Source organism: Streptomyces sp. NPDC048504 (assembly GCF_043200035.1).
Classification (GTDB): Bacteria; Actinomycetota; Actinomycetes; order Streptomycetales; family Streptomycetaceae; genus Streptomyces.
Genome location: NZ_JBICXA010000006.1, coordinates 348,118 through 367,960 on the forward strand (window position 1 = coordinate 348,118; position 19,843 = coordinate 367,960).

At 69.9% G+C, this 19,843-nt stretch carries 17 protein-coding genes and 1 pseudogene; 11 read left to right on the top strand and 7 right to left on the bottom strand.

Features of this window, described 5'->3' with window-relative positions:
- Positions 1–96 precede the first annotated feature (96 nt).
- Positions 97–1,524 (top strand): hydrolase, encoded by a 1,428-nt coding sequence (locus ACGFY9_RS17610; RefSeq protein WP_393755035.1) that lies wholly within the window; start codon positions 97–99, stop codon positions 1,522–1,524.
- Positions 1,525–1,573: 49 nt separating this feature from the next.
- Here the strand turns inward: ACGFY9_RS17610 and ACGFY9_RS17615 are convergent, their stop codons facing one another.
- Positions 1,574–4,297, bottom strand: coding sequence for a sugar-binding domain-containing protein (locus tag ACGFY9_RS17615; protein ID WP_393755276.1), 2,724 nt, complete (start codon positions 4,295–4,297; stop codon positions 1,574–1,576).
- Positions 4,298–4,399: 102 nt separating this feature from the next.
- Positions 4,400–5,584, bottom strand: coding sequence for an ROK family protein (locus ACGFY9_RS17620; RefSeq protein WP_393755037.1), 1,185 nt, complete (start codon positions 5,582–5,584; stop codon positions 4,400–4,402).
- Between the two features lie 127 nt (positions 5,585–5,711).
- Here ACGFY9_RS17620 and ACGFY9_RS17625 point away from each other — a divergent pair, with 127 nt between their 5' ends.
- Complete coding sequence (locus ACGFY9_RS17625) at positions 5,712–7,181, top strand: APC family permease (protein WP_393755038.1); 1,470 nt, start codon at positions 5,712–5,714, stop codon at positions 7,179–7,181.
- Here ACGFY9_RS17625 and ACGFY9_RS17630 read toward each other — a convergent pair.
- Positions 7,178–7,716 (bottom strand): annotated as a pseudogene (locus ACGFY9_RS17630) (AAA family ATPase). The gene ACGFY9_RS17625 and the pseudogene ACGFY9_RS17630 sit on opposite strands and share 4 nt — an antisense overlap.
- A 58-nt stretch (positions 7,717–7,774) precedes the next feature.
- Here ACGFY9_RS17630 and ACGFY9_RS17635 point away from each other — a divergent pair.
- Both ACGFY9_RS17635 and ACGFY9_RS17640 read left to right on the top strand, forming a co-directional pair.
- Positions 7,775–8,509, top strand: coding sequence for a phosphotransferase (locus ACGFY9_RS17635; protein ID WP_393755039.1), 735 nt, complete (start codon positions 7,775–7,777; stop codon positions 8,507–8,509).
- 99 nt (positions 8,510–8,608) lie between these two features.
- Positions 8,609–9,379, top strand: a complete 771-nt coding sequence (locus ACGFY9_RS17640; protein ID WP_393755041.1) for an ArsR/SmtB family transcription factor — start codon at positions 8,609–8,611, stop codon at positions 9,377–9,379.
- A gap of 64 nt (positions 9,380–9,443) precedes the next feature.
- Here the strand turns inward: ACGFY9_RS17640 and ACGFY9_RS17645 are convergent, their stop codons facing one another.
- Positions 9,444–9,884 (bottom strand): SPW repeat protein, encoded by a 441-nt coding sequence (locus tag ACGFY9_RS17645; RefSeq protein WP_393755042.1) that lies wholly within the window; start codon positions 9,882–9,884, stop codon positions 9,444–9,446.
- A 623-nt stretch (positions 9,885–10,507) separates the two neighbouring features.
- On the opposite strand from ACGFY9_RS17645, the gene ACGFY9_RS17650 reads away from it, so the two are divergent.
- A complete protein-coding gene (locus tag ACGFY9_RS17650; RefSeq protein ID WP_393755043.1) occupies positions 10,508–10,696 on the top strand; it encodes a hypothetical protein in 189 nt (62 codons plus the stop codon).
- Positions 10,697–10,748: 52 nt separating this feature from the next.
- Here the strand turns inward: ACGFY9_RS17650 and ACGFY9_RS17655 are convergent, their stop codons facing one another.
- Positions 10,749–11,666, bottom strand: a complete 918-nt coding sequence (locus ACGFY9_RS17655; protein WP_393755044.1) for a LysR family transcriptional regulator — start codon at positions 11,664–11,666, stop codon at positions 10,749–10,751.
- Between the two features lie 143 nt (positions 11,667–11,809).
- Here ACGFY9_RS17655 and ACGFY9_RS17660 point away from each other — a divergent pair, with 143 nt between their 5' ends.
- The 6 genes from ACGFY9_RS17660 to ACGFY9_RS17685 all read left to right on the top strand — a co-directional run bounded on the left by ACGFY9_RS17660 (position 11,810) and on the right by ACGFY9_RS17685 (position 17,373).
- Positions 11,810–11,887: a putative leader peptide gene (locus ACGFY9_RS17660; protein ID WP_350786652.1), complete on the top strand. Its 78-nt coding sequence runs from the start codon at positions 11,810–11,812 to the stop codon at positions 11,885–11,887.
- 120 nt (positions 11,888–12,007) lie between these two features.
- Complete coding sequence (gene sfnG, locus ACGFY9_RS17665; protein ID WP_393755045.1) at positions 12,008–13,129, top strand: dimethylsulfone monooxygenase SfnG; 1,122 nt, start codon at positions 12,008–12,010, stop codon at positions 13,127–13,129.
- A 30-nt stretch (positions 13,130–13,159) separates the two neighbouring features.
- Positions 13,160–14,377: an acyl-CoA dehydrogenase family protein gene (locus ACGFY9_RS17670; RefSeq protein WP_393755046.1), complete on the top strand. Its 1,218-nt coding sequence runs from the start codon at positions 13,160–13,162 to the stop codon at positions 14,375–14,377.
- 61 nt (positions 14,378–14,438) lie between these two features.
- Positions 14,439–14,993, top strand: a complete 555-nt coding sequence (ssuE, locus tag ACGFY9_RS17675) for an NADPH-dependent FMN reductase (protein WP_393755047.1) — start codon at positions 14,439–14,441, stop codon at positions 14,991–14,993.
- Positions 14,994–14,998: 5 nt separating this feature from the next.
- On the top strand, positions 14,999–16,195 hold the full coding sequence (locus ACGFY9_RS17680; RefSeq protein WP_393755048.1) for an SfnB family sulfur acquisition oxidoreductase: 1,197 nt from the start codon (positions 14,999–15,001) through the stop codon (positions 16,193–16,195).
- A 35-nt stretch (positions 16,196–16,230) separates the two neighbouring features.
- Positions 16,231–17,373 carry an LLM class flavin-dependent oxidoreductase gene (locus ACGFY9_RS17685; protein WP_393755049.1) on the top strand — a complete coding sequence of 381 codons (1,143 nt, stop codon included), beginning with the start codon at positions 16,231–16,233 and terminating at the stop codon, positions 17,371–17,373.
- A gap of 71 nt (positions 17,374–17,444) precedes the next feature.
- Here ACGFY9_RS17685 and ACGFY9_RS17690 read toward each other — a convergent pair whose 3' ends face one another.
- On the bottom strand, positions 17,445–18,674 hold the full coding sequence (locus ACGFY9_RS17690; RefSeq protein WP_393755051.1) for a GNAT family N-acetyltransferase: 1,230 nt from the start codon (positions 18,672–18,674) through the stop codon (positions 17,445–17,447).
- A gap of 87 nt (positions 18,675–18,761) precedes the next feature.
- The gene (locus ACGFY9_RS17695) at positions 18,762–19,793 is read right to left on the bottom strand and encodes an acyl-CoA dehydrogenase family protein (protein ID WP_393755053.1); all 1,032 of its coding nucleotides are present in this window, start codon (positions 19,791–19,793) and stop codon (positions 18,762–18,764) included.
- Between the last annotated feature and the right edge of the window lie 50 nt (positions 19,794–19,843).

Consider the following 19,843-nt stretch of genomic DNA (forward strand, 5'->3'; position numbering starts at 1 on the left):
GTTCAACGCGTGTAGAACTCCCCAACTACCGTTCTACGCGCGCAGATCAGGCGCCCGCACCGCACCCTTCCCCATCCCCTCACGGAGGTTCGCCGGATGCTTGGATCCAGAAGATCCCGCCGCAGACTCACCACCGCCCTCGCCGGCCTGGGACTTTTCGTCACGGGGGCGGCGCTGCAGGTCACCACCACGGCCACGCCCGCGCACGCGGCCACCACGCACCGCGTGCTGTTCGACGACGGGCACGCCGAGGAGGCGGGCAACGCGGACTGGATCATCTCCACCAGCAAGCCCGACCCGCTGTCCCAGGACTCCTCCCCGTCCTCCGAGACCGACTGGACCGGGGCGCTCTCGTCCTGGGGTGTCGCCCTGCAGAAGACCGGCGACTACAGCCTGAAGACCGCCACCAGCGCGCTGACGTACGGCGGTTCGTCGACGACCGACCTGTCGAACTTCGACACGCTGGTCCTGCCCGAGCCCAACACGCTGTTCACGACGGCCGAGAAGACCGCGATCATGACGTTCGTCCAGAACGGCGGCGGCCTGTTCATGATCTCGGACCACACCGGCGCCGACCGCAACAGCGACGGCGAGGACGCGGTCGAGATCCTCAACGACCTGATGACGAACAACAGCGTCGACTCGACCGACCCGTTCGGCTTCTCCATCGACACCCTCGACATCAGCTCCGGCTACCCCGCCGCGATCAGCGACAGCACCAACGAGGTCCTGAACGGCGCCTTCGGCACGGTCACCAAGAGCCTGATCGCCGACGGCACGACGGCCACGCTCAAGCCCGCCGACAACGCGAACGTCAAGGGGCTTGTGTACCGCAGCGGTTACTCCGGCAACACCGGCGCGTTCTTCGCGACCAGCACCTTCGGCAGCGGCCGCGTCGCGTTCTGGGGCGACAGCTCACCCATCGACGACGGCACCGGCCAGTCCGGCAACACGCTCTACGACGGCTGGAACGACACCGGCGCCACCAACGCCGCACTCGCCCTCAACGCCACCGCGTGGCTGTCCGGCGACGGCAGCACCGGCGGGGGCGGCGGGGGAGGCGGCGGCACCTGCACCGCCGCCCAACTGCTCGGCAACCCTGGTTTCGAGTCCGGCAGCACCACCTGGACCGCCAGCAGCGGCGTCATCACCACCTCCTCCAGCGAGGCGGCGCGTACCGGCTCCTACAAGGCCTGGCTCGACGGCTATGGATCGGCCCACACCGACACGTTGTCCCAGTCGGTGACCCTCCCGTCCGGCTGCTCCGCCACCCTCAGCTTCTATCTGCACGTGGACACCGCGGAGACCACCACCAGTACCGCCTACGACAAGCTGACGGTCACCGCCGGATCCACCACCCTGGCCACCTACTCCAACCTCAATGCGGCCTCCGGATACGTCCTGAAGTCCTTCGACGTCTCCTCCCTGGCCGGCACCACCGCCACCATCAAGTTCAGCGGGGTCGAAGGGTCCACCCTCCAGACGTCTTTCGTCATCGACGACACCGCGCTCAACGTCAGCTGAAGACGACCGGTGGGGCCCGGCGGCGGCCGGGCCCCACGGGTTCACGGCCTTATCGTGCCGGGACCGTCAGCTCCGGTGTGTTCCAGCCGGAGACCCGCACCCGTGGAGCGGACCCGTGCAGATCCGCCGTCCGGTAGGTCGCCGTCAGCGTCGTCGACTCCCCGGGCCACAGGCTGACTTCGTTGTCGGACCACCGCACCGGGAGCACGGGCCTGCCCGCCGAGTCCACGAGATGGACGTCGGTGAGGAGTGAAGGCGTCTTCCCCTTCCCTGAGTTGCGCAATGTGACCGTCGTGGTCGTGCTGTGCGGGCCCGCCTCGGTCGACGCCGTCGCCGAAACCGGCGCCTGCGCCATCGAGTTGAGCCCCTTGAGATCGGCGTAGCTCGTCGTCGGCGTGTAGTACCAGTCGGTGTGCGCCCAGTCGAGCGTGTCGGGCTTGGCGGAGAGCCAGTACACGTTCCGGCTCACCTCCTTGCCGGACGCGTCGGTCAGGGTCAGCCGTACCAGGTACGTCGTCGACAGCCCGCTCACCGACGAGGGCGAGGGCAGGGTGAGCGCCGTGGTGTGCGCGCCGCCGCCGGAGACCTTCACCCCGGGCACCTTCTTGTCGTACTTCCGCGTGCCGTCGGTGTTGAACAGGGTTGCGCGGGCGGTGAGTTGGCGTGCGGAGGCGTTCCGGTTGTTCACCACGACGACTGAGCGGTTGTCGTAGGAGTACTGGATGTGCAGCGGTTCGTTCGCCTTCTTCGCGCCGAAGTAGGCGCCGCCCTGGTCGAGGTAACGGTCCATCAACTGCCAGTGCAGCGAGGTCCATCCACTGTTGAACATCCAGTAGACGACCCCGGTCGCCGGCTTCGAGGTGTCGGTGGCGTTGCGCTCGTACGCCTCGAACTGGGCCCGCACGTTCTCGTACTGGGCCAGCTGTGCCTTGCGGACGTAGTCGGTGAGGCTCGTCGGTGGGCCGTAGCGGCCGGTGAGGGCGTTGTCGTAGAGCTTGAGGGTGTTGAAGGTGGAGGACGGGGAGCGGTGGTACTGCTTGGCGCTCGGGTCCTTCCAGAGGGTGGCCAGTTCGGCCGGGGTCATCATGCGGCGCAGGGTGTCCAGGGTGGGGATGTCCGGGCCCGCGCTGGTCTCGGAGTTGAAGCCGGTGGCGCCGCCCTCGCGCTTGGCGTACCAGTAGGCGGGCGGGATCCAGTCGTAGGGGCCGGTCATCTTCATGCCCGAACTGCCGCTGACCGGTGAGGAGTTGTCGGACGCGGCAGCGACCACCGGGGTCTTCCAGTCGGCGGCCTTCAACGCGTCGAGGTAGGTCTTCTCGATCCTCGCGTCGGGGGCGAAGTCGCTGCCGATGAGGAAGGAGATCACGCTCGGGTGGTCGCGCAGCCGGGCGGCCTCGGCGGTCATCGACGCCTTGGCCACCGGGTAGTCGGCGGCGGTCCACTTGTCGCCGGTCTCGTCCCCGTTGACCTGGCCCTCCCACTTGTCGCAGCACTCCCAGCCGGGGAGGGTCAGGATGCCGTAGCGGTCGGCGAGGTCGAAGAACTCGTCCGGCTCGATGTGGCCTTCGAGGCGGATGGTGTTGAGGCCCAGGTCGAGGGCGTACTTCAGGCGGTCCTCGACGTAGGTCTTGTCCCAGCGCAGGAACTCGTCCGGTGACCAACCGCCGCCCTTGATCAGCAACTTGCGGCCGTTGATCCGGTACTGGCGGTCGCCGGCGGAGTTCAACGGGGCCTGCACGTCGCGGATGCCGAAGGTCTCGTGCGCGGTGTCGGAGGGGGTGCCGTTCACGGAGGCGGAGAGGTCGAGGCCGTAGAGAGGCTGGCCGCCCATGCCCGCGGGCCACCAGACCCTGGGAGAGGTCAGGCGGAGGCCGAAGGTGACGGTCTTCGTCTCATGTGCGGCGAGGGAGACCGTCTTCTCGAAGGTCGTCGTGCCGATGCTGCCCCGGACCTTCGTGGTGACGGGCGCGTTCGAGTCGTTGCGGGCCTGTGCCTTCACCGTCAGGTCCGCGGAGGCGAGCGAGGGCACGGCCAGCTTGGTCACCACGTGTGCGTCGCGCAGCGCGACCGGGCCGCCGCGGCGGACGAGGACGTCACGGACGATGCCCATGTTCTCGTCGGGCGGCGGCTGGAGCCAGTCGATCCAGCCCATGGTGAGGTTCTTGTTCGGGTCGTTGGGCTGGATGCGGAAGGCGACCGTGTTCGTGCCGGAGCGCACCAGCGAGGTGACGTCCAACTCGTGCTGTGTGTAAGCGCCGTTGACGTCCGCGGCCTTGGCGATCCGCTTGCCGTTGACGTAGACGTCGGCCGCCGAGATCACCCCGCTGAAGTCGAGGTAGGTGCGCTGGGCGGTGTCCTCGACCGTGAAGTCGCTGCGGTACCACCACGGCACCTGGAAGTCGGCCTTCGGGATCTTCTGCTGGTTGGTCGAGTAGAAGGGGTCCGGGTACACGCCGTCGGCGATCAGGGCCGCGAGCACGGTCGAGCGCGCGCCGGCCGGGTACCAGCCGGTCGCCGGATAGCCGGGGGAGGAGACGGCCGCGGCGGAGTCGGTGACCTTGGCGGACGACTGGATCGCGTAGCCGGACAGCGGGGTGGCGGTCCCGGCGGTCGAGCGTACGGCGGTCACCGGGGCCTGCACGCGCTGCGGCGCGGACGACTCCCGGGTCCCCGCCCACGCGCTGGTGGTGAGGGAACCCAGGAGACCCAGGGCGACCGCGGCCGTGGCGAGACGGCTTCTGCGGAGTGAGGGAACGGCGGGGCGGTGGAACACGGCGGTCTCCAGCCTCGTCAAGTTAGGAAGCTTTACTAACCGCACCAGAAGGTAGGGCGCTCGCCGGGGCCTGTCAATCACCGTTGCCCGTGAGCGAGTTGCTCAGGACGCCGAGTGGCGCTCGAACACGAGGTCCCGCGCGGTGCCGAGGGCGGTGGCCACGGCGCCCAGAAGCACCGCGTCCTCGCCCAGCGCGCTGGGCACGATCTTCGGCCGGAGCGGAGTGAGCGCGCGCAGGTTCTCCCGCACCGGACGCAGCAGCAGATCCACGCTGTGCCCGACGCCGCCGCCCAGCACCACGAGGTCCGGATCGAGCACGGCCGCGGCGGCCGCCACCGTGTGCGCGATCCGCTCGCCCTCCAGCTCAACCGCCTTGATCGCGGCGGCGTTTCCCTGCCGGGCCGCGTCGAACACGGCCTTCGCGGTGAGCTGCTGCCCGCTCATCCCGAACCTGCGGGCCGCCTCCACGACGGCCACCCCGGACACCGCGTCCTCCAGCGTCTCCGGCTTCTGCTGCCCCGGCCACGGCAGGAACCCGATCTCCCCGGCCCCGCCGTGCGCTCCCGTGAACAGCCGCCCTTCGCTGACCACGCCCATGCCGAGACCGGTGCCGATCAGGATGTAGGCGAACAGCCGGCTGCCCGCGCCGACGCCGTACGTGTACTCGCCGAGCGCCGCGAGATTCGCGTCGTTGTGCACCTCCAGCGGGATGCCCAGCTCCTCCCGCATCCGGTCGAACAGCCCGGCCCGGCCCCAGCCCGGCAGATGCATCGCGTAGCGCACCCGGCGCCGCTGCTCGTCGTAGACACCGGGCGTGCCCACCACGGCGTGGACGACCGCGGCCGGTTCGACCTCGGAGTTGGCGACGACCTGGCGGGCGGTGGCGACCACCAGCTCGGCCATGGCGCCCGAACTGCGGGCCCGGTTGCGGACGTCCGCCCGGGCCACCACCTCACCGTCCAGATTGGCGACCGCCACCCGCAGCCAGCTGCGCCCGACGTCGATCCCGAGCGCGTACCCGGCGGACGGATCGGGGGCGTAGAGCACGGCGGTCCGGCCGCGCTCGGGGGCCTGTGTGCCGACCTCGTGGACCAGTCCCGCCTCCTCCAGCGCGGCGAGCGCGCTGGAGACGGTCGGCTTCGACAGGCCTGTCTCGCGGGCGAGTTGGGCGCGCGAGGCGGCACCGGCGGTGCGCAGCCGGTCGAGCAGCAGCCGCGCGTTCGTACTGCGCAGCCGCTGACGACTCCAAGGCTGGTCCGGTCGCTCCACGGCGTCACTGGCGGGCATCGCATCATTCTCCGGTATCCGGGACAGCCTCTTGACGAGTCTAGTAAGGCTCCTTAACTTTATCGCCCAGTCACCCGCGCCGGGCCACCCCGTCTCTCTCTCCCCGTGACCAGCCCCAGGAGTCCCCATGTCCGGTAGTCCGCCTCCCGGTAGCCCACCCCCCGACGGCGGGTTCGTCCGCCGCGTCGGCCTCTTCCAGGCCACCGCCATCAACATGAGCCAGATGTGCGGCATCGGGCCGTTCGTGACGATCCCGCTGATGGTCGCCGCGTTCGGCGGCCCGCAGGCCGTGATCGGCTTCGTCGCGGGCGCGGTCCTCGCGCTGGCCGACGGGCTCGTGTGGGCCGAGATGGGCGCCGCGATGCCCGGCTCCGGCGGCAGTTACGTCTATCTGCGCCAGGCCTTCCAGTACCGTACGGGCCGACTGATGCCGTTCCTGTTCGTGTGGACGGCGATGCTCTTCATCCCGCTGATCATGTCGACCGGCGTGGTCGGCTTCGTGCAGTATCTCGGCTATCTGGCACCGGACTTGGGCAAGACGTCGGGTGACCTCATCGGCCTCGGAGTGATCGCCGTGGTGATCCTCCTGCTGTGGCGCGGCATCGAGAACATCGCGCGCATCACCGCCGTGATGTGGACCGTGATGATCGCCGCGGTGTTCCTGGTCATCGTGGCCGCCGCCAGCGACTTCAGCGCGCACCTCGCCTTCACCTACCCGGCGCACGCCTTCGACCTGGGCAGCGACCACTTCTGGCTCGGCTTCGCCGGCGGCCTCACCATCGGCATCTACGACTACCTCGGCTACAACACCACCGCGTACATGGGTGCCGAGATCAAGGACCCGGGCCGCACCCTCCCGCGCTCCATCCTCTTCTCCATCGTCGGCATCATGGCGATCTACCTGATGCTGCAGATCGGCACGCTGGGCGTCATCGACTGGCACCGGATGACGCACGTCAACGACATCGCCTCCACCTCGGTGGCCTCGGCGGTCCTGGAGAAGACCTGGGGCAAGGGCGCCGCCGACACGGTCACCGTCCTGATCCTCATCACGGCCTTCGCCTCCGTCTTCACCGGCCTCCTCGGCGGCTCCCGGGTCCCCTACGACGCGGCCCGCGAACGCGTCTTCTTCCGCCCCTACGCCAAACTCCACCCCACGCACCGCTTCCCGATGCTGGGCCTGGCCACCATGGGCGTGATCACGGCGATCGGCTTCCTCATCGGCCGTCACACGGATCTGGCGACCCTGATCCAGCTCCTGACCACGGTCATGGTCATCGTCCAGGCGCTGGCCCAGATCATCGCCCTGACGGTCCTGCGCAAACGCCAGCCGACCCTGCGCCGCCCCTACCGCATGTGGCTCTACCCCGTGCCGAGCATCGTCGCCTTCGTCGGCTGGTGCGTGATCTACGGCTACGCGGACAAGAACTCCCCGGGCCGCCACCCCATCGAGTGGTCCCTGGCCTGGCTGGCCCTGGGCTGCGTCGCGTTCGTCATCTGGGCCCGCTTCGAGAAGGTGTGGCCGTTCGGCCCGAAGGAGATCACGGAGGAGTACCTCGTGGAATCGACCCCGGACACGGAACCGGCAGGCACCTAGCGGCAGTTGACCCAGCCGGTCGCGTCCAGCACGTCCACCGCGACCTCGACGACGGAGCGCCCGTCGGTCACCACCCGAACGGTGTCCACGGGCGCCCGCTCGTCCAACATCCTTGCCTTACGGCCACTGTTGGCCAACTCATGCTCCAACTCGCTGCCGATCTCGCGCCCGTTGAGCCGCGCGGCCGCGGTCTCGTCGGAGGCGGTCAGCAGCACCCGTACGATCCGCACGTCCGCGCCCATCGCCCGACGGAACTGTCCGGCCGTCCTGTCGAGCACACTCACCGTGTTCGTGTACACGAGCCGCCGGTACCCCAGCGCGGCGTAATTCCCCCATACGGCAGTCAAGTTGTCCTCGGCGATCGCCGCCCGGTGCGGATCGCCGTCCGGCGCCGGATGCACCTGCCCCATGAAGTCCCCGTCGATCACGGCATCGGCGACCTCCACCGCCCGCAGGCGCGCCGACACCTCCCAGCCGACGGTCGTCTTCCCGACCCCGGCGCGTCCCCCGATGAGCAGTGCTCCGCGTGATCCATCCGAGCAGCGTGCCAAGCCATACTCGTGCGGTCGAACGGTTTCGGGGAGGCGGATCACATGGAGGAATCGGCGCTCGGCGGAGGCGCGATCAACAAGGTCGTCCGGGTCGGGGAGACCGTACGACGCACTCCGGCCCCGCCGGAACGGTCTGCCTTCGTGACCGGCTTGCTCGCGCTGTTCGAGCGGCGGGGGTGGGCGGGGGCGCCGCGCTTCCTGGGCACGGACGAGCGAGGGCGGGAGACGTTCCGGTACATCGAGGGCCGGGCGGCCGTCAGCCCCGAGGAACGGTCCGCCGCCCGCGCCGACGACAGCCTGGTGCGCGTCGCGCAGCTGGTCCGCGCCTTCCATGACCTGACGCACGGCACACCGCAGGCCGGTGACCAGGACGTCGTCTGCCACAACGACCTCGCCCCCAAGAACACCGTCTACGACAGCGCATGGCACCCGCTGGCCTTCGTCGACTGGGACCTCGCCGCCCCCGGCGAGCGCGTCCACGACGTCGCCCACGTCTGCTGGCAGTACCTGGACCTCGGCCCGGGCGTCACCGACGTACCTCGGACCGCCCGCCGGATCGCGCTGATCTGCGAGGCGTACGGCCTCGACGGCACCGGCCGGCTGCTCGACACGGTCCTGTGGTGGCAGGACCGGTGCTGGCGAGGCATCGAGGCCGGTGCCGAGCGCGGTGAGCGGGGCATGGCCGGGCTGCGGGCGAGCGGGGTCGTGGAGGAGATCCGGGACGCGCACGACTGGGTGGCCGCGCACCGGCGCGAGCTGGGCACCTTCCTGCGCTGAGGTGTCGTAGAGCGGAATGAACCGGACGAAGCCGCCCGCCTTGACATGCAGGTAACTGCCTGCATAACGTTGAGTGTGCGATCCGAACATGACTCAGGGATGGACGCGGTCTTCAAGGCCCTGGCCGACGAGACCCGCAGACGTCTGCTGGACCGGCTGCACGAGGAGAACGGGCAGACGCTCGGCGAGTTGTGCGGGCGCATCGACATGACCCGCCAGTCGGTGACCCAGCATCTGGCCGTCCTGGAGGCCGCCAACCTGGTCAGCACGGTGCGGCGCGGGCGGGAGAAGCTGCACTACCTGAATCCGGTCCCGCTGCACGAGATGCAGGAGCGCTGGATCGACAAGTTCGAGCGCCCGCGACTGCGCGCACTCGGGGCCCTGAAGCGACGAGCCGAGGAAGCCATGACCGACAAGCCGACATTCGTCTACGTCACCTACATCGCGAGCACCCCCGAGAAGGTCTGGGACGCGCTCACCGACGCCGACCTGACCGCCGCCTACTGGGGCCACAGCAACGTGTCCGACTGGCAGCCGGGCTCCCGCTGGGAACACGTGCGCACGGACGGCTCCGGCATCGCCGACGTCGTCGGCACGGTGGTGGAGAGCGAGCGCCCGACCCGGCTCGTGACCACCTGGGCCGCGCCGGAGAACGAGGGCCAGGAGGACACGTACTCCCGCGTCACCTACGACATCCGGCGCCACGAGGACATCGTGCGCCTCACCGTCACCCACGAGGACCTCGCCGACCAGGGCGAACTGTCCGATGTGTCCGGCGGCTGGCCGGCCGTGCTGTCCAACCTCAAGTCGGTCCTCGAAACCGGCAGCCCCCTTCCGCAGGCGCCCTGGCTGGTGCCGGGCGACCACTGAAGGGGGCGGAGGAGAGGGTGTGCCTTCCTTCCGGGTTTCTACGGCTTGCTGCCGTGGTGGGTCTCTACGGCTTGGGAGTGCTCCGCGCCGCCGTACCGGCACACACCAGGCCCATCAGCACGGCCAGTCCGCCGATGATGACGTTGTTCAGGATGACGCCCTTGTCGGGGTCGGTGCCGACGATCCACGGCGAGACGATCATCCAGACACCCAGGGCGCTCATCGCCCAGCTGAGGCCGTACATGCGCTCCGGTGCCCTGGTGAACCCGAGGGCCAGCAGGCCGATCGCGATGCCGACGATCAGGTTGTGCGGCACGAGCGCGGGCTGGCTCGTCGTGTAGTGGAGTATCCACGGGGATACGGCGCAGTACAGACCGAGCAGGAACACCGGTCCGTCCACGAGCGCCACATCGCGTCCGCCGAGCATGCGGGCGTAGCGCGCCTGCATTTCGGAGACATCAGGGTGGCTCGCTATGTCACCTCTGCTGTGCGAGACGTTGGCCATGACTCGTCTCCTTTGACTTCGCTGGCCTGACCGCGACTGGTGCGGTATGCGACAAAAGCCGCTTATCTCCATAGTGCTCTTATTTCGCCTTTATGTGTAGTGGTCAGCCTGTTCGTCGCCCCGGAGGCGGCGGCGTCAGCGGCAGGACCCGCTGTTGCGGTGCGGACAGTCTGGCCAGCTGGTGCAGGACGACGATCCAGCCGCCGATCTTTCCGCGCTCGGGGCGGGCCGGGCTGTGCGCCAGAGGCGACCAGCGGTGACAAACGGCGGTCAGGCAATCCTCGTCACCCGCCACCAGCCCCCTGGCTACGGCTCCTCGCGCGTCGGACGGCGACTGTCCGGTCGTCGTGGGAGCAAGGGATCACCGCCATCAACTCGCGTCGTTTATGCGTCATATAGTTGCGAGATGAGTGAATTGCCCGCCGCTGGGGGTGCGGTGAACCCGTCAGTGGTCGAAGTGCCCCTGATGACCGGTGCGTTGGCCCGCAGACTGGGCGTGGCACTTCTGGAGGCGATGTGTCGGCGCGCCCGGCGCCGTCCCGCCGCCGTAGTCGGTTGGCATGTCGGTGTCGATCGGGGGCAGGTGAACAGGTACGACGGTCCCCGTGGGGAGTCGAGGAACGATGCTGGAGGTGTCTGCGGACATGGGCGCGAAGGTGTTGAAGCGGTTTTCGGCGGGGGCTCCGCGCGGATCATGGCCTGCCGAGGAGTTCGCGGCCCGGCGCCGCGCCGAGTGTGAGCCCGCCAGGGTCGTCATGGACCTGAAGTCCGACGCGTTCCTCGTGGTGGTTCCGATGGGCGACGAGGACTGACCGTACGGCCAGCCCCTCCGGCGACGAGCGCAGCCTCAGGCGCGCGTTCCGCTCACTTCCCGTGCTCGCCGTACGTCAGCTCCCGTGCTCGCCGTACGAACGCCTCGTGCAGATCCCCGGCCGCCTGCGGTACGGAGTCCGCGCGGCGGCGGCGCAGCATCAGCAGGACGCGGGCCGTGTCGTCGGCGATCGGCCGGTAGGTGATCGCGCCGAGCCGCTCCAACGGGTCCCCGACCACGCTGAAGTCGGGCAGGACCGTCGCCCCGAGCCCCTCCGCGACCATGAGCTTGCCCATCTCGGCGCCGTCGGTCGAGTACGCGAAGGCCGGGCCCCGACCGTCGAGCAGCCGGTGGACATAGCGGTGCATCACATAGCCGGAACGCATACCGATCAGCGGCTCGGTGAGTAGGTCGTCCACACTGACGGTCGGCCGGGACGCCAACGGACTGTCGGGGCGCACGCACACCACCGGCAGCCCGGACAGCAGCTCGGTGGACTCGAACTCGGCCGGCATGTCGTCGCCGTCCAGGTGATTGACCAGACCGAGATCGAACCCGCCCTCCGACAGCGCCCGATGGATGTCGGCCTGCTGCGTGCCGACCACCTCGACCTGGGTGAGCGGATGCGAGGCTCGGAACTCGCGCACGACGGGAAGCAGCAGCGGCACGGTCGCCGCGTTGACCGTGCCCACCCGCACCATGCGGCTGATCCGGTGCTGCTCGCCCGCTGCCGCCCGCAGCCGGTCCACCGCGTCCAGCACGTCGACGATCTTCGGGAGCAGCTCCCGGCCCTCCGCGCTCATCGTCGCGCCGGACCGTTTGCGCTCCAGGAGATCGACGCCGAGCTCGCGTTCGAGATTGCGCACGGTCTCGCTCAACGCGGGCTGCGACAGGCGCAGTTCCTCGGCGGCCCGGCGCAGGGAGCCGAGCCGGGTCACGGCCGCTATGTATTCGAGCTGTTCGGTGCGCATGCCCGCAGAATGCGGCGGATTTCCCGGGCCGTTCAAGGGTTTTCCTGTCACACGTTCGTGAAATTCAATGGTCCGCGATACGAGACCGGTCGGGTTTTCCTTGACGCTCCCCGCCGACGGCTGCCACGATCGACGGCATGATGATGCGACTGGACCTCACGCGGCGACGCCATGTCGACCTCGCGCGCGTCTCCAGCGCCTCCTGTTGCGCTGCGGCCTGATCCCCGTCACCTCCGTCCTGTGATCCGCCGCCTTCCTTTTCCTCCCGCCTGACATTCGCCGGAATTCGCTCCGGCCGGATTCGGCGCGCCCGAAAACGCATTCCGCAACAGGAGTTCCGCATGCCCGCAGAGCCCGTGAAATTCGCCTACTGGGTCCCCAACGTCAGCGGGGGACTCGTCACCAGCAAGATCGAGCAGCGCACCGACTGGGGCTACGAGTACAACCGCGAACTCGCCGTCCTCGCCGAGAACAACGGCTTCGAGTACGCGCTCAGCCAGGTCCGCTACATGGCCAGCTACGGCGCCGAGTTCCAGCACGAGTCGACCAGCTTCAGCCTCGCCCTCCTCCTCGCCACCCAGCGCCTGAAGGTCATCGCCGCCGTCCACCCCGGCCTGTGGCACCCGGGCGTCCTCGCCAAACTCGGCGCCACCGCCGACCACTTGTCGAACGGCCGCTTCGCTGTCAACGTCGTGTCCGGCTGGTTCAAGGGCGAGTTCACCGCGCTCGGCGAGCCCTGGCTGGAGCACGACGAGCGCTACCGTCGTTCCGAGGAGTTCATCCAGGCCCTGCGCCAGATCTGGACCGAGGACCACACCGAACTCGCCGGAGACTTCTACCGGTTGCGTGACTTCTCCCTCAAGCCCAAGCCCCTCAACACCCCCGAACGCCCGCACCCGGAGATCTTCCAGGGCGGCAACTCCACCGCCGCTCGCGCGATGGCGGGCCGCGTCTCCGACTGGTACTTCTCCAACGGCAAGGACTTCGACGGCGTCACCGAACAGCTCGCCGACGTACGCCACTCCGCCGCCCAAGTCGGCCGCAGCGCACCGAAGTTCGGCCTCAACGGCTTCCTCATCGCCCGGGACACCGAGGCCGAGGCCCGCGACACGCTCCGCGAGATCGTCGCCAAGGCCGACCGTGAGGCCGTCGAGGGTTTCGGGGCCGCGGTGAAGCAGGCCGGGCAGTCCTCGGCCGACGGCAAGGGCATGTGGCAGGACTCCACGTTCGAGGACCTCGTGCAGTACAACGACGGGTTCCGCACGGGACTCATCGGGACCCCGGAGCAGATCGCCGAACGGATCGTCGCCTACCGGAAGTTGGGCGTCGACCTTCTCCTGCTCGGCTTCCTGCACTATCACGAGGAGGTGGAGTACTTCGGCAAGCGGGTGCTGCCGCTGGTGCGTGAACTGGAATCCCAACTCCCGGACGGCGAGCCCGAGTTCGTCTCTGTCCACGCCTGAGCGCTCCCACCGCGAAAGAGGTCGTCCGACATGAGCACCGCCACGCCCACCGACTGGCAGATCCGCCCCGCCCCGAAGAGCGCCCAGGACTGGATCGCCCGCGCCGCCGAGGTCGCCGCCCTCCTCGACACCGACGCCGCCGCCCGCGACCGGGCCGGCGCCACCCCGTACGCGGAGGTCCAACTTCTCAAGGACTCCGGCCTCGTCACCCTGCTCGGCCCCACGGAGCACGGCGGCGGAGGCCAGGACTGGCCCACCGCCTACCGCGTCGTCCGCGAGATCGCCAAGGCTGACGGCTCCATCGGCCAACTCCTCGGCTACCACTACCTCTGGAACTGGGCCGCCCGCCTGGTCGGCACCCGCGAACAGTGGGAGTACGTCGAGGCCGAAGCCGCCCGAGGTCGCTGGTTCTTCGGCGGCGCCGTCAACCCGCGCGACAAGGACGTCACCGTCACCGAGGACGGCGACGGCCTCGTCTTCACCGGCCGCAAGTCCTTCTCCACCGGCAGCAGGGTCTCCGACGTCACCGTCCTCGAAGGCGTCCTGGAAGGCACCGACCAGCACGTCTTCGCGATCGTGCCCTCCGACAGCGAGGGCCTGACCTTCCTCGGCGACTGGGACAACATCGGCCAGCGGCTCACCGAGAGCGGCGGCGTCATCCTCGACGGTGTCCGCACCCCGTGGTCCTCGGCGGCCGGCTACGTCGACAAGGAATTCCGGCCGCGCACGTACAACACGCTCAACGTCCCCACCATCCAACTGGTCTTCGTCAACTTCTACTTGGGCATCGCCGCCGGCGCCCTGGAGACGGCCGCCACCTACACCCGCACCAAGGCCCGCTCCTGGCTGCACGGCGGCTACGAGCGCGCGGTCGACGAGCCCTACGTCATCGACACCTACGGCGACCTCACGGCGAAGCTCTGGGCGGTCGAGGCCCTCGCCGACACCGTCGCAGCCGAGGGACAGCAACTGCACGACGACCCCGACGCCGTCACCGAGAAGACACGCGGCGACTTCGAGGTACGGGTCGCCGCGGTCAAGGCACGCGCGACCGACGTAGCCCTGGAGATCGGCAACCGGATCTTCGAGGTCACCGGCGCCCGCTCCACCGCTACCTCCGAGGGCCTGGACCGGTTCTGGCGCAACGTCCGCACCCATACCCTGCACGACCCGGTCGCCTACAAGCGACGCGAGGTCGGCCGCTGGGTCCTTGAGGGCGAACTGCCCGAACCCACCTGGTACTCCTGACCGAACTGCCCCGGGGCGCCTGCCAGTTGAGCGGGCGCCCCGCCTCCCCGAAAGAGGACCCATGGCCACCGTCCTGTCCGTCTCCGGCAGCCCCTCCGTCTCCTCCCGCACCAACCGCCTGCTACGGCACCTCGACAAGTGGCTGATCGCGCAGGGCCACGAGGTGATCCCGCTCGACGTGCGCACCATCCCCGCCGAGGCCCTGCTCGGCGCGGACTTCCGCCACCCGGCCATCGTCGAGGCCACCGAACTGTTCGCCCGCGCCGACGGAGTGGTCGTGGGCACCCCCGTCTACAAGGCCTCCTACTCCGGAGTCCTCAAGGCGCTCCTCGACCTGCTCCCGCAGTACGCCCTCACCGGGAAGACCGTGCTGCCGCTCGCCACCGGTGGGTCCACCGCACATGTGCTCGCCATCGACTACGCGCTCCGCCCGGTGCTGAACTCCATGGGCGCGGCCCACATAGTCCAGGGCTGGTTCACCCTCGACAAGGACATCACCGCTCACGAGGACGGCTCGCTCACTGTCGCCCCGGCCACCACCGAGGCGCTCACGCAGGTGGTGGATCAGTTCTCGGCGGCCCTCGGCCGCACCCCGCTGCTGGCCGCGGCGAGCTGACCACCATGACCCACCGTGCGACCGCCCACGTGATCGCGGACGATGCCGAGGCTCTCGCCCTCGCCGCCGCGCTCGCCGACGAGTTCCGGGCCGGCGCCTCCGCGCGCGACACCGAACGAAGGCTCCCGCGCGCCGAGTTGGACCGTCTCTCCGACTCCGGACTGCTCGCCGTCACCGTGCCCGCCGAACACGGCGGCGCCGACGTGAGCGCGGAGACCCTCGCCGAGATCTTCCGCCTGCTCGGCTCCGCCGACGGCAGCCTCGCCCAGATCCCGCAGAGCCACTTCGCCTACGTCAATGTGATCCGCCGTCAGGGCACCGCGGACCAGCAGAAGTTCTTCTTCGCCGAGTTGCTGGCCGGTCGCCGCTTCGGCAACGCCCAGTCCGAGGCAGGCACCAAACACGTCCAGGACATCCGCACCCGCCTGACACTCCAGCCCGACGGCTCGTACCGACTGACCGGCGTCAAGCACTACTCCACCGGCGCCCTCTTCGCCGACTGGATCCCCGTCCTCGCCCGCACCGAGGACGACAACCTCCATGTCGCGTACGTCCCGAGCGACGCCGAGGGCGTCACGGTCGTCGACGACTGGGACGGAATGGGCCAGCGTACGACGGCCAGCGGCACGGTCCGCCTGGAAGCGGTCGCCGTCCCCGCCGACCGGGTCCTGCCGCACCACCTCACCTTCGAAGGACCTCAACTCCACGGCGCGGTGGCCCAGTTGCTGCACGCGGCCATCGACGCCGGGATCGCCGGGGGAGCGCTGGCAGAGGCCGCCGAGTTCGTCCGGACGAAGAGCCGCCCCTGGTTCGAGAGCGGGGTCGAGACCGCCGCCGAGGACCCGCTGCTGATCCAGCGGTTCGGTGAACTCGCCATCCAGGTAAGGGCGTCCGAGGCCCTGCTGATCCAGGCGGCCAAGGCCGTGGACGCGGCGCGCGCCAACCTCGACGACGACTCGGCGGCGGAGGCGTCCATCGCGGTCGCGGCGGCCAAGGTGCACGCGGCACAGACCGCTGTTGAGGTGGCGGGTGCCCTCTTCGAGGTGTCGGGAACCCGCTCGGCCCTCAACTCGCTCAATCTGCACCGGCATTGGCGTGATGCCCGTACCCACACCCTGCACGACCCGGCGCGCTGGAAGATCCAGCACATCGGCCGCTATGTGCTCAACGGCACCAGGCCGCCCCGCCACGGCCTCCTCTAACTCACCCGCAGGACAGTCCAGACAGGAGCCCCCACGTGTCCCTCACCTTCCACTGGTTCCTCCCCACCAACGGGGACAGCCGCCATGTCGTGGGCGGCGGTCACGGCACCCCCGCCACCGCCTCCGGCCGGGACCGGCCGCCGACGGTCGCCTACCTGAGTCAGATCGCCCGCGCGGCGGAGGACCTCGGCTTCGTGGGCGCCCTCACGCCCACCGGCGCCTGGTGCGAGGACGCGTGGCTCACCACCGCGATGGTCAGCCAGAACACCGAACGCCTGAAGTTCCTGGTCGCCTTCCGCCCCGGCTTCGTCTCGCCGACGCTCGCCGCGCAGATGGCGTCCACGTTCCAGCGGCAGACCGGCGGACGCCTGCTCCTGAACATCGTCACCGGCGGCGAGAGCCACGAGCAGCGGGCCTACGGCGACTTCCTCGGCAAGGACGACCGGTACCGCCGTACCGGTGAATTCCTGGAGATCGTACGGCAGTTGTGGGACGGCAAGACCGTAGATCTGGCGGGTGAGCATCTGCGCGTCGAGGACGCGAAGTTGGCGCGGCTGCCCGACCCGGTGCCCGAGGTGTACTTCGGGGGATCGTCGCCCATCGCGGGGGAGATCGCCGCCAAGTACGTGGACGTATACCTCACTTGGGGCGAGCCGCCTGCCCAGGTCGCCGAGAAGATCGCCTGGATCCGGGGGCTGGCGGCGAAGCAGGGGCGGACGCTTCGGTTCGGTATCCGGCTGCACGTGATCACGCGTGACACGTCCGCGGAGGCCTGGGCCGAGGCGAACCGGCTGCTCGAAGGGTTCGACTCCGAGACCGTGAAGTCCGTACAGGCCGGGCTCGCGCGGAGCGAGTCCGAAGGGCAGCAGCGGATGCTCGCGCTGCACGGCGGGAGCCGGGACGGGCTGGAGATCCATCCCAACCTGTGGGCCGGCATCGGGCTCGTCCGGGGTGGGGCGGGGACGGCGCTGGTCGGCAGCCACGAGGAGGTCGCCGAGCGGATCAAGGAGTACGCGGCGCTGGGGATCGAGGAGTTCGTGCTGTCCGGGTATCCGCACCTGGAGGAGGCGTACTGGTTCGGGGAGGGCGTGCTGCCGAGGCTCGCGGCGGAGGGTGTGTGGCAGCACCCGGTCGGTGAGCAGAAGGCTTCTTCGGCACAGGTGCCGTTCGCCAGTTGACGGGTGCCGGCTGCCTGCGGCACAACTCCCCGCCCCTTGAACGTCGTTGCGGGGGTGGCCGGCGCGCGTGGTCAGAACCAGTGCAGGCAGTGCGGGGAGCGGTCGGTGCGGAAGAGGGCGTCGGCCAGGGCGGCCGCTCCCGGGCGGTGGGCCCGGATGTGGCCGGCCCGCACGAGCGTGCTCGGGGCGGTGCCGCCGAGGTAGACCGAGCCCAGATCGCACACGTCCAGGGACAGGTCGGGCTCCCGGCCCGTCGGCACGCAGTCGGCCTTGCCGTCCCGGACGGTCAGCAGGTAGCGGCCGTGGTCGTCGAGGAACGGGTCGTCGACGGCGAGGACGAGTTCGCCGTCCGTGAACCAGCTGCGCGCGGTCAGCGCGCGCGGGACGTCCAGCAGCCGTACCCAGAGCCAGTCCATGTCGCCACTCACCTCGCCGGCGCGGAAGTCCGCGAGCTGCCGGCGCAGCGGGTGCTGGGGCGGGACGTGCTTGAACACGACCTGGGAGACGAGGTCGTGGCCGAGAACGAACCCGGACAGGGCCGTGAAGACGGCGTCGTCGGTGGCGATGGTCTCGTCGACGGTCAGGGTGCCGGACTCGATCGAGTAGCCGGCGTACCCGTCCGGCACGCCGTCGGCGTCACGGTGGAGGGCGATGTAGCGCGGCGTCGGCGAGATCGGGGGCTGCCCCGCGCGCAGGGCCCACCAGCGGTGCGGCCGGGACAGCGCGCCGGGCTGGGTGCGGCGGTACCGGTCGTAGACCTCTTCCAGGATCTCGCCGCACTCGGCACGACGCAGTACCTCGACCGCGCCGTTGTCCGCGACGACGGCCGGTGCGTCGGCCATTGCGTGCGCCCGGGGAACGGCGAGGGCGGCCCTGTGCCGCGGCACCGTCAGCCGCGACGTGTAGGTCGCCGGTCCGTAGCCGAACCGGCCGTAGATCGTGGCCTCGGAGGCCAGCAGCACGGAGAGGACCTCTCCGCGGGCCCGCAGTTCGGTGAGCTGGTGCCGCATCATCGCGCTGAGCACGCCCTGACGCCGGTGCGAGGGCAGGACGCCGACGGCGGTCACTCCGGGGGCCGGGACGAGGGTCTCACCGGGCAGGGTGAGTTCGAAGGGGTACGTGGCCGCGGTGCCGACGGGCCGCCCGTCCGCGGTCAGGGCGAGCAGGCAGCGGTCCATCTCAAGTGCCGACCACCACAGCCCGCCACCGTCGACCGGGGTTTCCGGGAAGAGCCCGAACGCGGCGTGGACCGTGTCGACGAAGACGTCATGATCGTCGTCGGTCGTGGGACGGATCTCCATCGGTGCCGCTGCCTCCCCGGATACCGGCACCACCACCCGTGGTGTCCCGCCACAGTTGAGCGCCGCTCCGTGACCAGGTCAAGCGAATTACGCTCCGTCGGCCAGTGCCTTCAGGTGGACCCGTCTCGACTCTGCCGTCTGGCCCTGAACCAGGAGGAACAGAGCCTCCCGCGCGAGGCGTTGGGCCTTGCCCGTCAATGACAGCGACCTACCGCCTCCAGCCACCACCGCGGCCGTGGTCGCCGTCATGAGCACCTCGTACGCCTGCGTCCGGAGCGACAGCCGCTCCTCCAAGTGCTCATGCGGTACGGGGTGTTCGGCCAGGGTGTACGCCTGCCTGCGTACGTTGTCGAGACGCGTGCGGATCGGGCCGGACGTGTCCTCGTCCAGCAGCGCGAGGGCCGCCTCCGTGATGCCGAAGACCGCCGGTGACGCGTTCGTCGGTTTGGGGCGGTCGGTCTTCGCCCAGTCCGCGTACGGCGCGCGCAGCGCGACCGCGTCCTCGGGCAGCCACAGGCCGTCCAGCTCCAGCGACACCGTGCGGGACGCGGTGAGTGCCGCCAGCCGCATCGGGGCGGACGGCCGCAACCCCTCCTGCTGCCGCGCCTCCGTGAACGCGAACAACGCCTCGTCCGCGTCCGTCACCCCCGCGAGCAGCATCACGTCGTTCAGGCCCCAGCCCGTGTACCAGGGCACCGTCCCGTCGAAGCGCCAGCCGCCCCGCTCCCGCGTGACCCGCACCGGGATCCGGGGGTACGCCCGCAGGTGCGCGTACGCCACCCCGGACAGCAGCTCGCCTCGCGCGAGTGGGCCCAACAGGCGTTCCCGCACGGGCAGTTCGCTCTTCGTCAGGGTCAGTACCGGTGTGTGGTGCTGCGTCTGCACGAACCACGTCGAGCAGCATGCACCGGCCAGGATCTCCGCCGTCTCCCGGGCCACCGAGGCCGGTGCCGCCGAGCCGCCGTAGGCCATGGGCGCGCTGACGCCCAGCAGGCCGGAGCGTTTGACCGCCTCGATGTGGCTTGCCGGGACGCCCTCCTGGTCGACCTGTTCGGCGTGCGGGGCGAGGAGGTCGTCCGCGAGGTGTCGGGCGCGGGTGACGAGGAAGTGGTCGGTCATGCGGGAGATTCTGCCGAGCGGGCGGGTCGGGCACGCGCGACGCTCCGGCC

Coding starts and splice junctions, on each gene's coding strand:
- ACGFY9_RS17650 (WP_393755043.1), top strand. CDS start 10,508: ATGCTGGAGGTGTCTGCGGACATGGGCGCGAAGGTGTTGAAGCGGTTT.
- ACGFY9_RS17655 (WP_393755044.1), bottom strand. CDS start 11,666: ATGCGCACCGAACAGCTCGAATACATAGCGGCCGTGACCCGGCTCGGC.
- ACGFY9_RS17645 (WP_393755042.1), bottom strand. CDS start 9,884: ATGGCCAACGTCTCGCACAGCAGAGGTGACATAGCGAGCCACCCTGAT.
- ACGFY9_RS17640 (WP_393755041.1), top strand. CDS start 8,609: ATGGACGCGGTCTTCAAGGCCCTGGCCGACGAGACCCGCAGACGTCTG.
- ACGFY9_RS17610 (WP_393755035.1), top strand. CDS start 97: ATGCTTGGATCCAGAAGATCCCGCCGCAGACTCACCACCGCCCTCGCC.
- ACGFY9_RS17660 (WP_350786652.1), top strand. CDS start 11,810: ATGCGACTGGACCTCACGCGGCGACGCCATGTCGACCTCGCGCGCGTC.
- ssuE (WP_393755047.1), top strand. CDS start 14,439: ATGGCCACCGTCCTGTCCGTCTCCGGCAGCCCCTCCGTCTCCTCCCGC.
- ACGFY9_RS17635 (WP_393755039.1), top strand. CDS start 7,775: ATGGAGGAATCGGCGCTCGGCGGAGGCGCGATCAACAAGGTCGTCCGG.
- sfnG (WP_393755045.1), top strand. CDS start 12,008: ATGCCCGCAGAGCCCGTGAAATTCGCCTACTGGGTCCCCAACGTCAGC.
- ACGFY9_RS17620 (WP_393755037.1), bottom strand. CDS start 5,584: ATGCCCGCCAGTGACGCCGTGGAGCGACCGGACCAGCCTTGGAGTCGT.
- ACGFY9_RS17680 (WP_393755048.1), top strand. CDS start 14,999: ATGACCCACCGTGCGACCGCCCACGTGATCGCGGACGATGCCGAGGCT.
- ACGFY9_RS17690 (WP_393755051.1), bottom strand. CDS start 18,674: ATGGAGATCCGTCCCACGACCGACGACGATCATGACGTCTTCGTCGAC.
- ACGFY9_RS17695 (WP_393755053.1), bottom strand. CDS start 19,793: ATGACCGACCACTTCCTCGTCACCCGCGCCCGACACCTCGCGGACGAC.
- ACGFY9_RS17625 (WP_393755038.1), top strand. CDS start 5,712: ATGTCCGGTAGTCCGCCTCCCGGTAGCCCACCCCCCGACGGCGGGTTC.
- ACGFY9_RS17670 (WP_393755046.1), top strand. CDS start 13,160: ATGAGCACCGCCACGCCCACCGACTGGCAGATCCGCCCCGCCCCGAAG.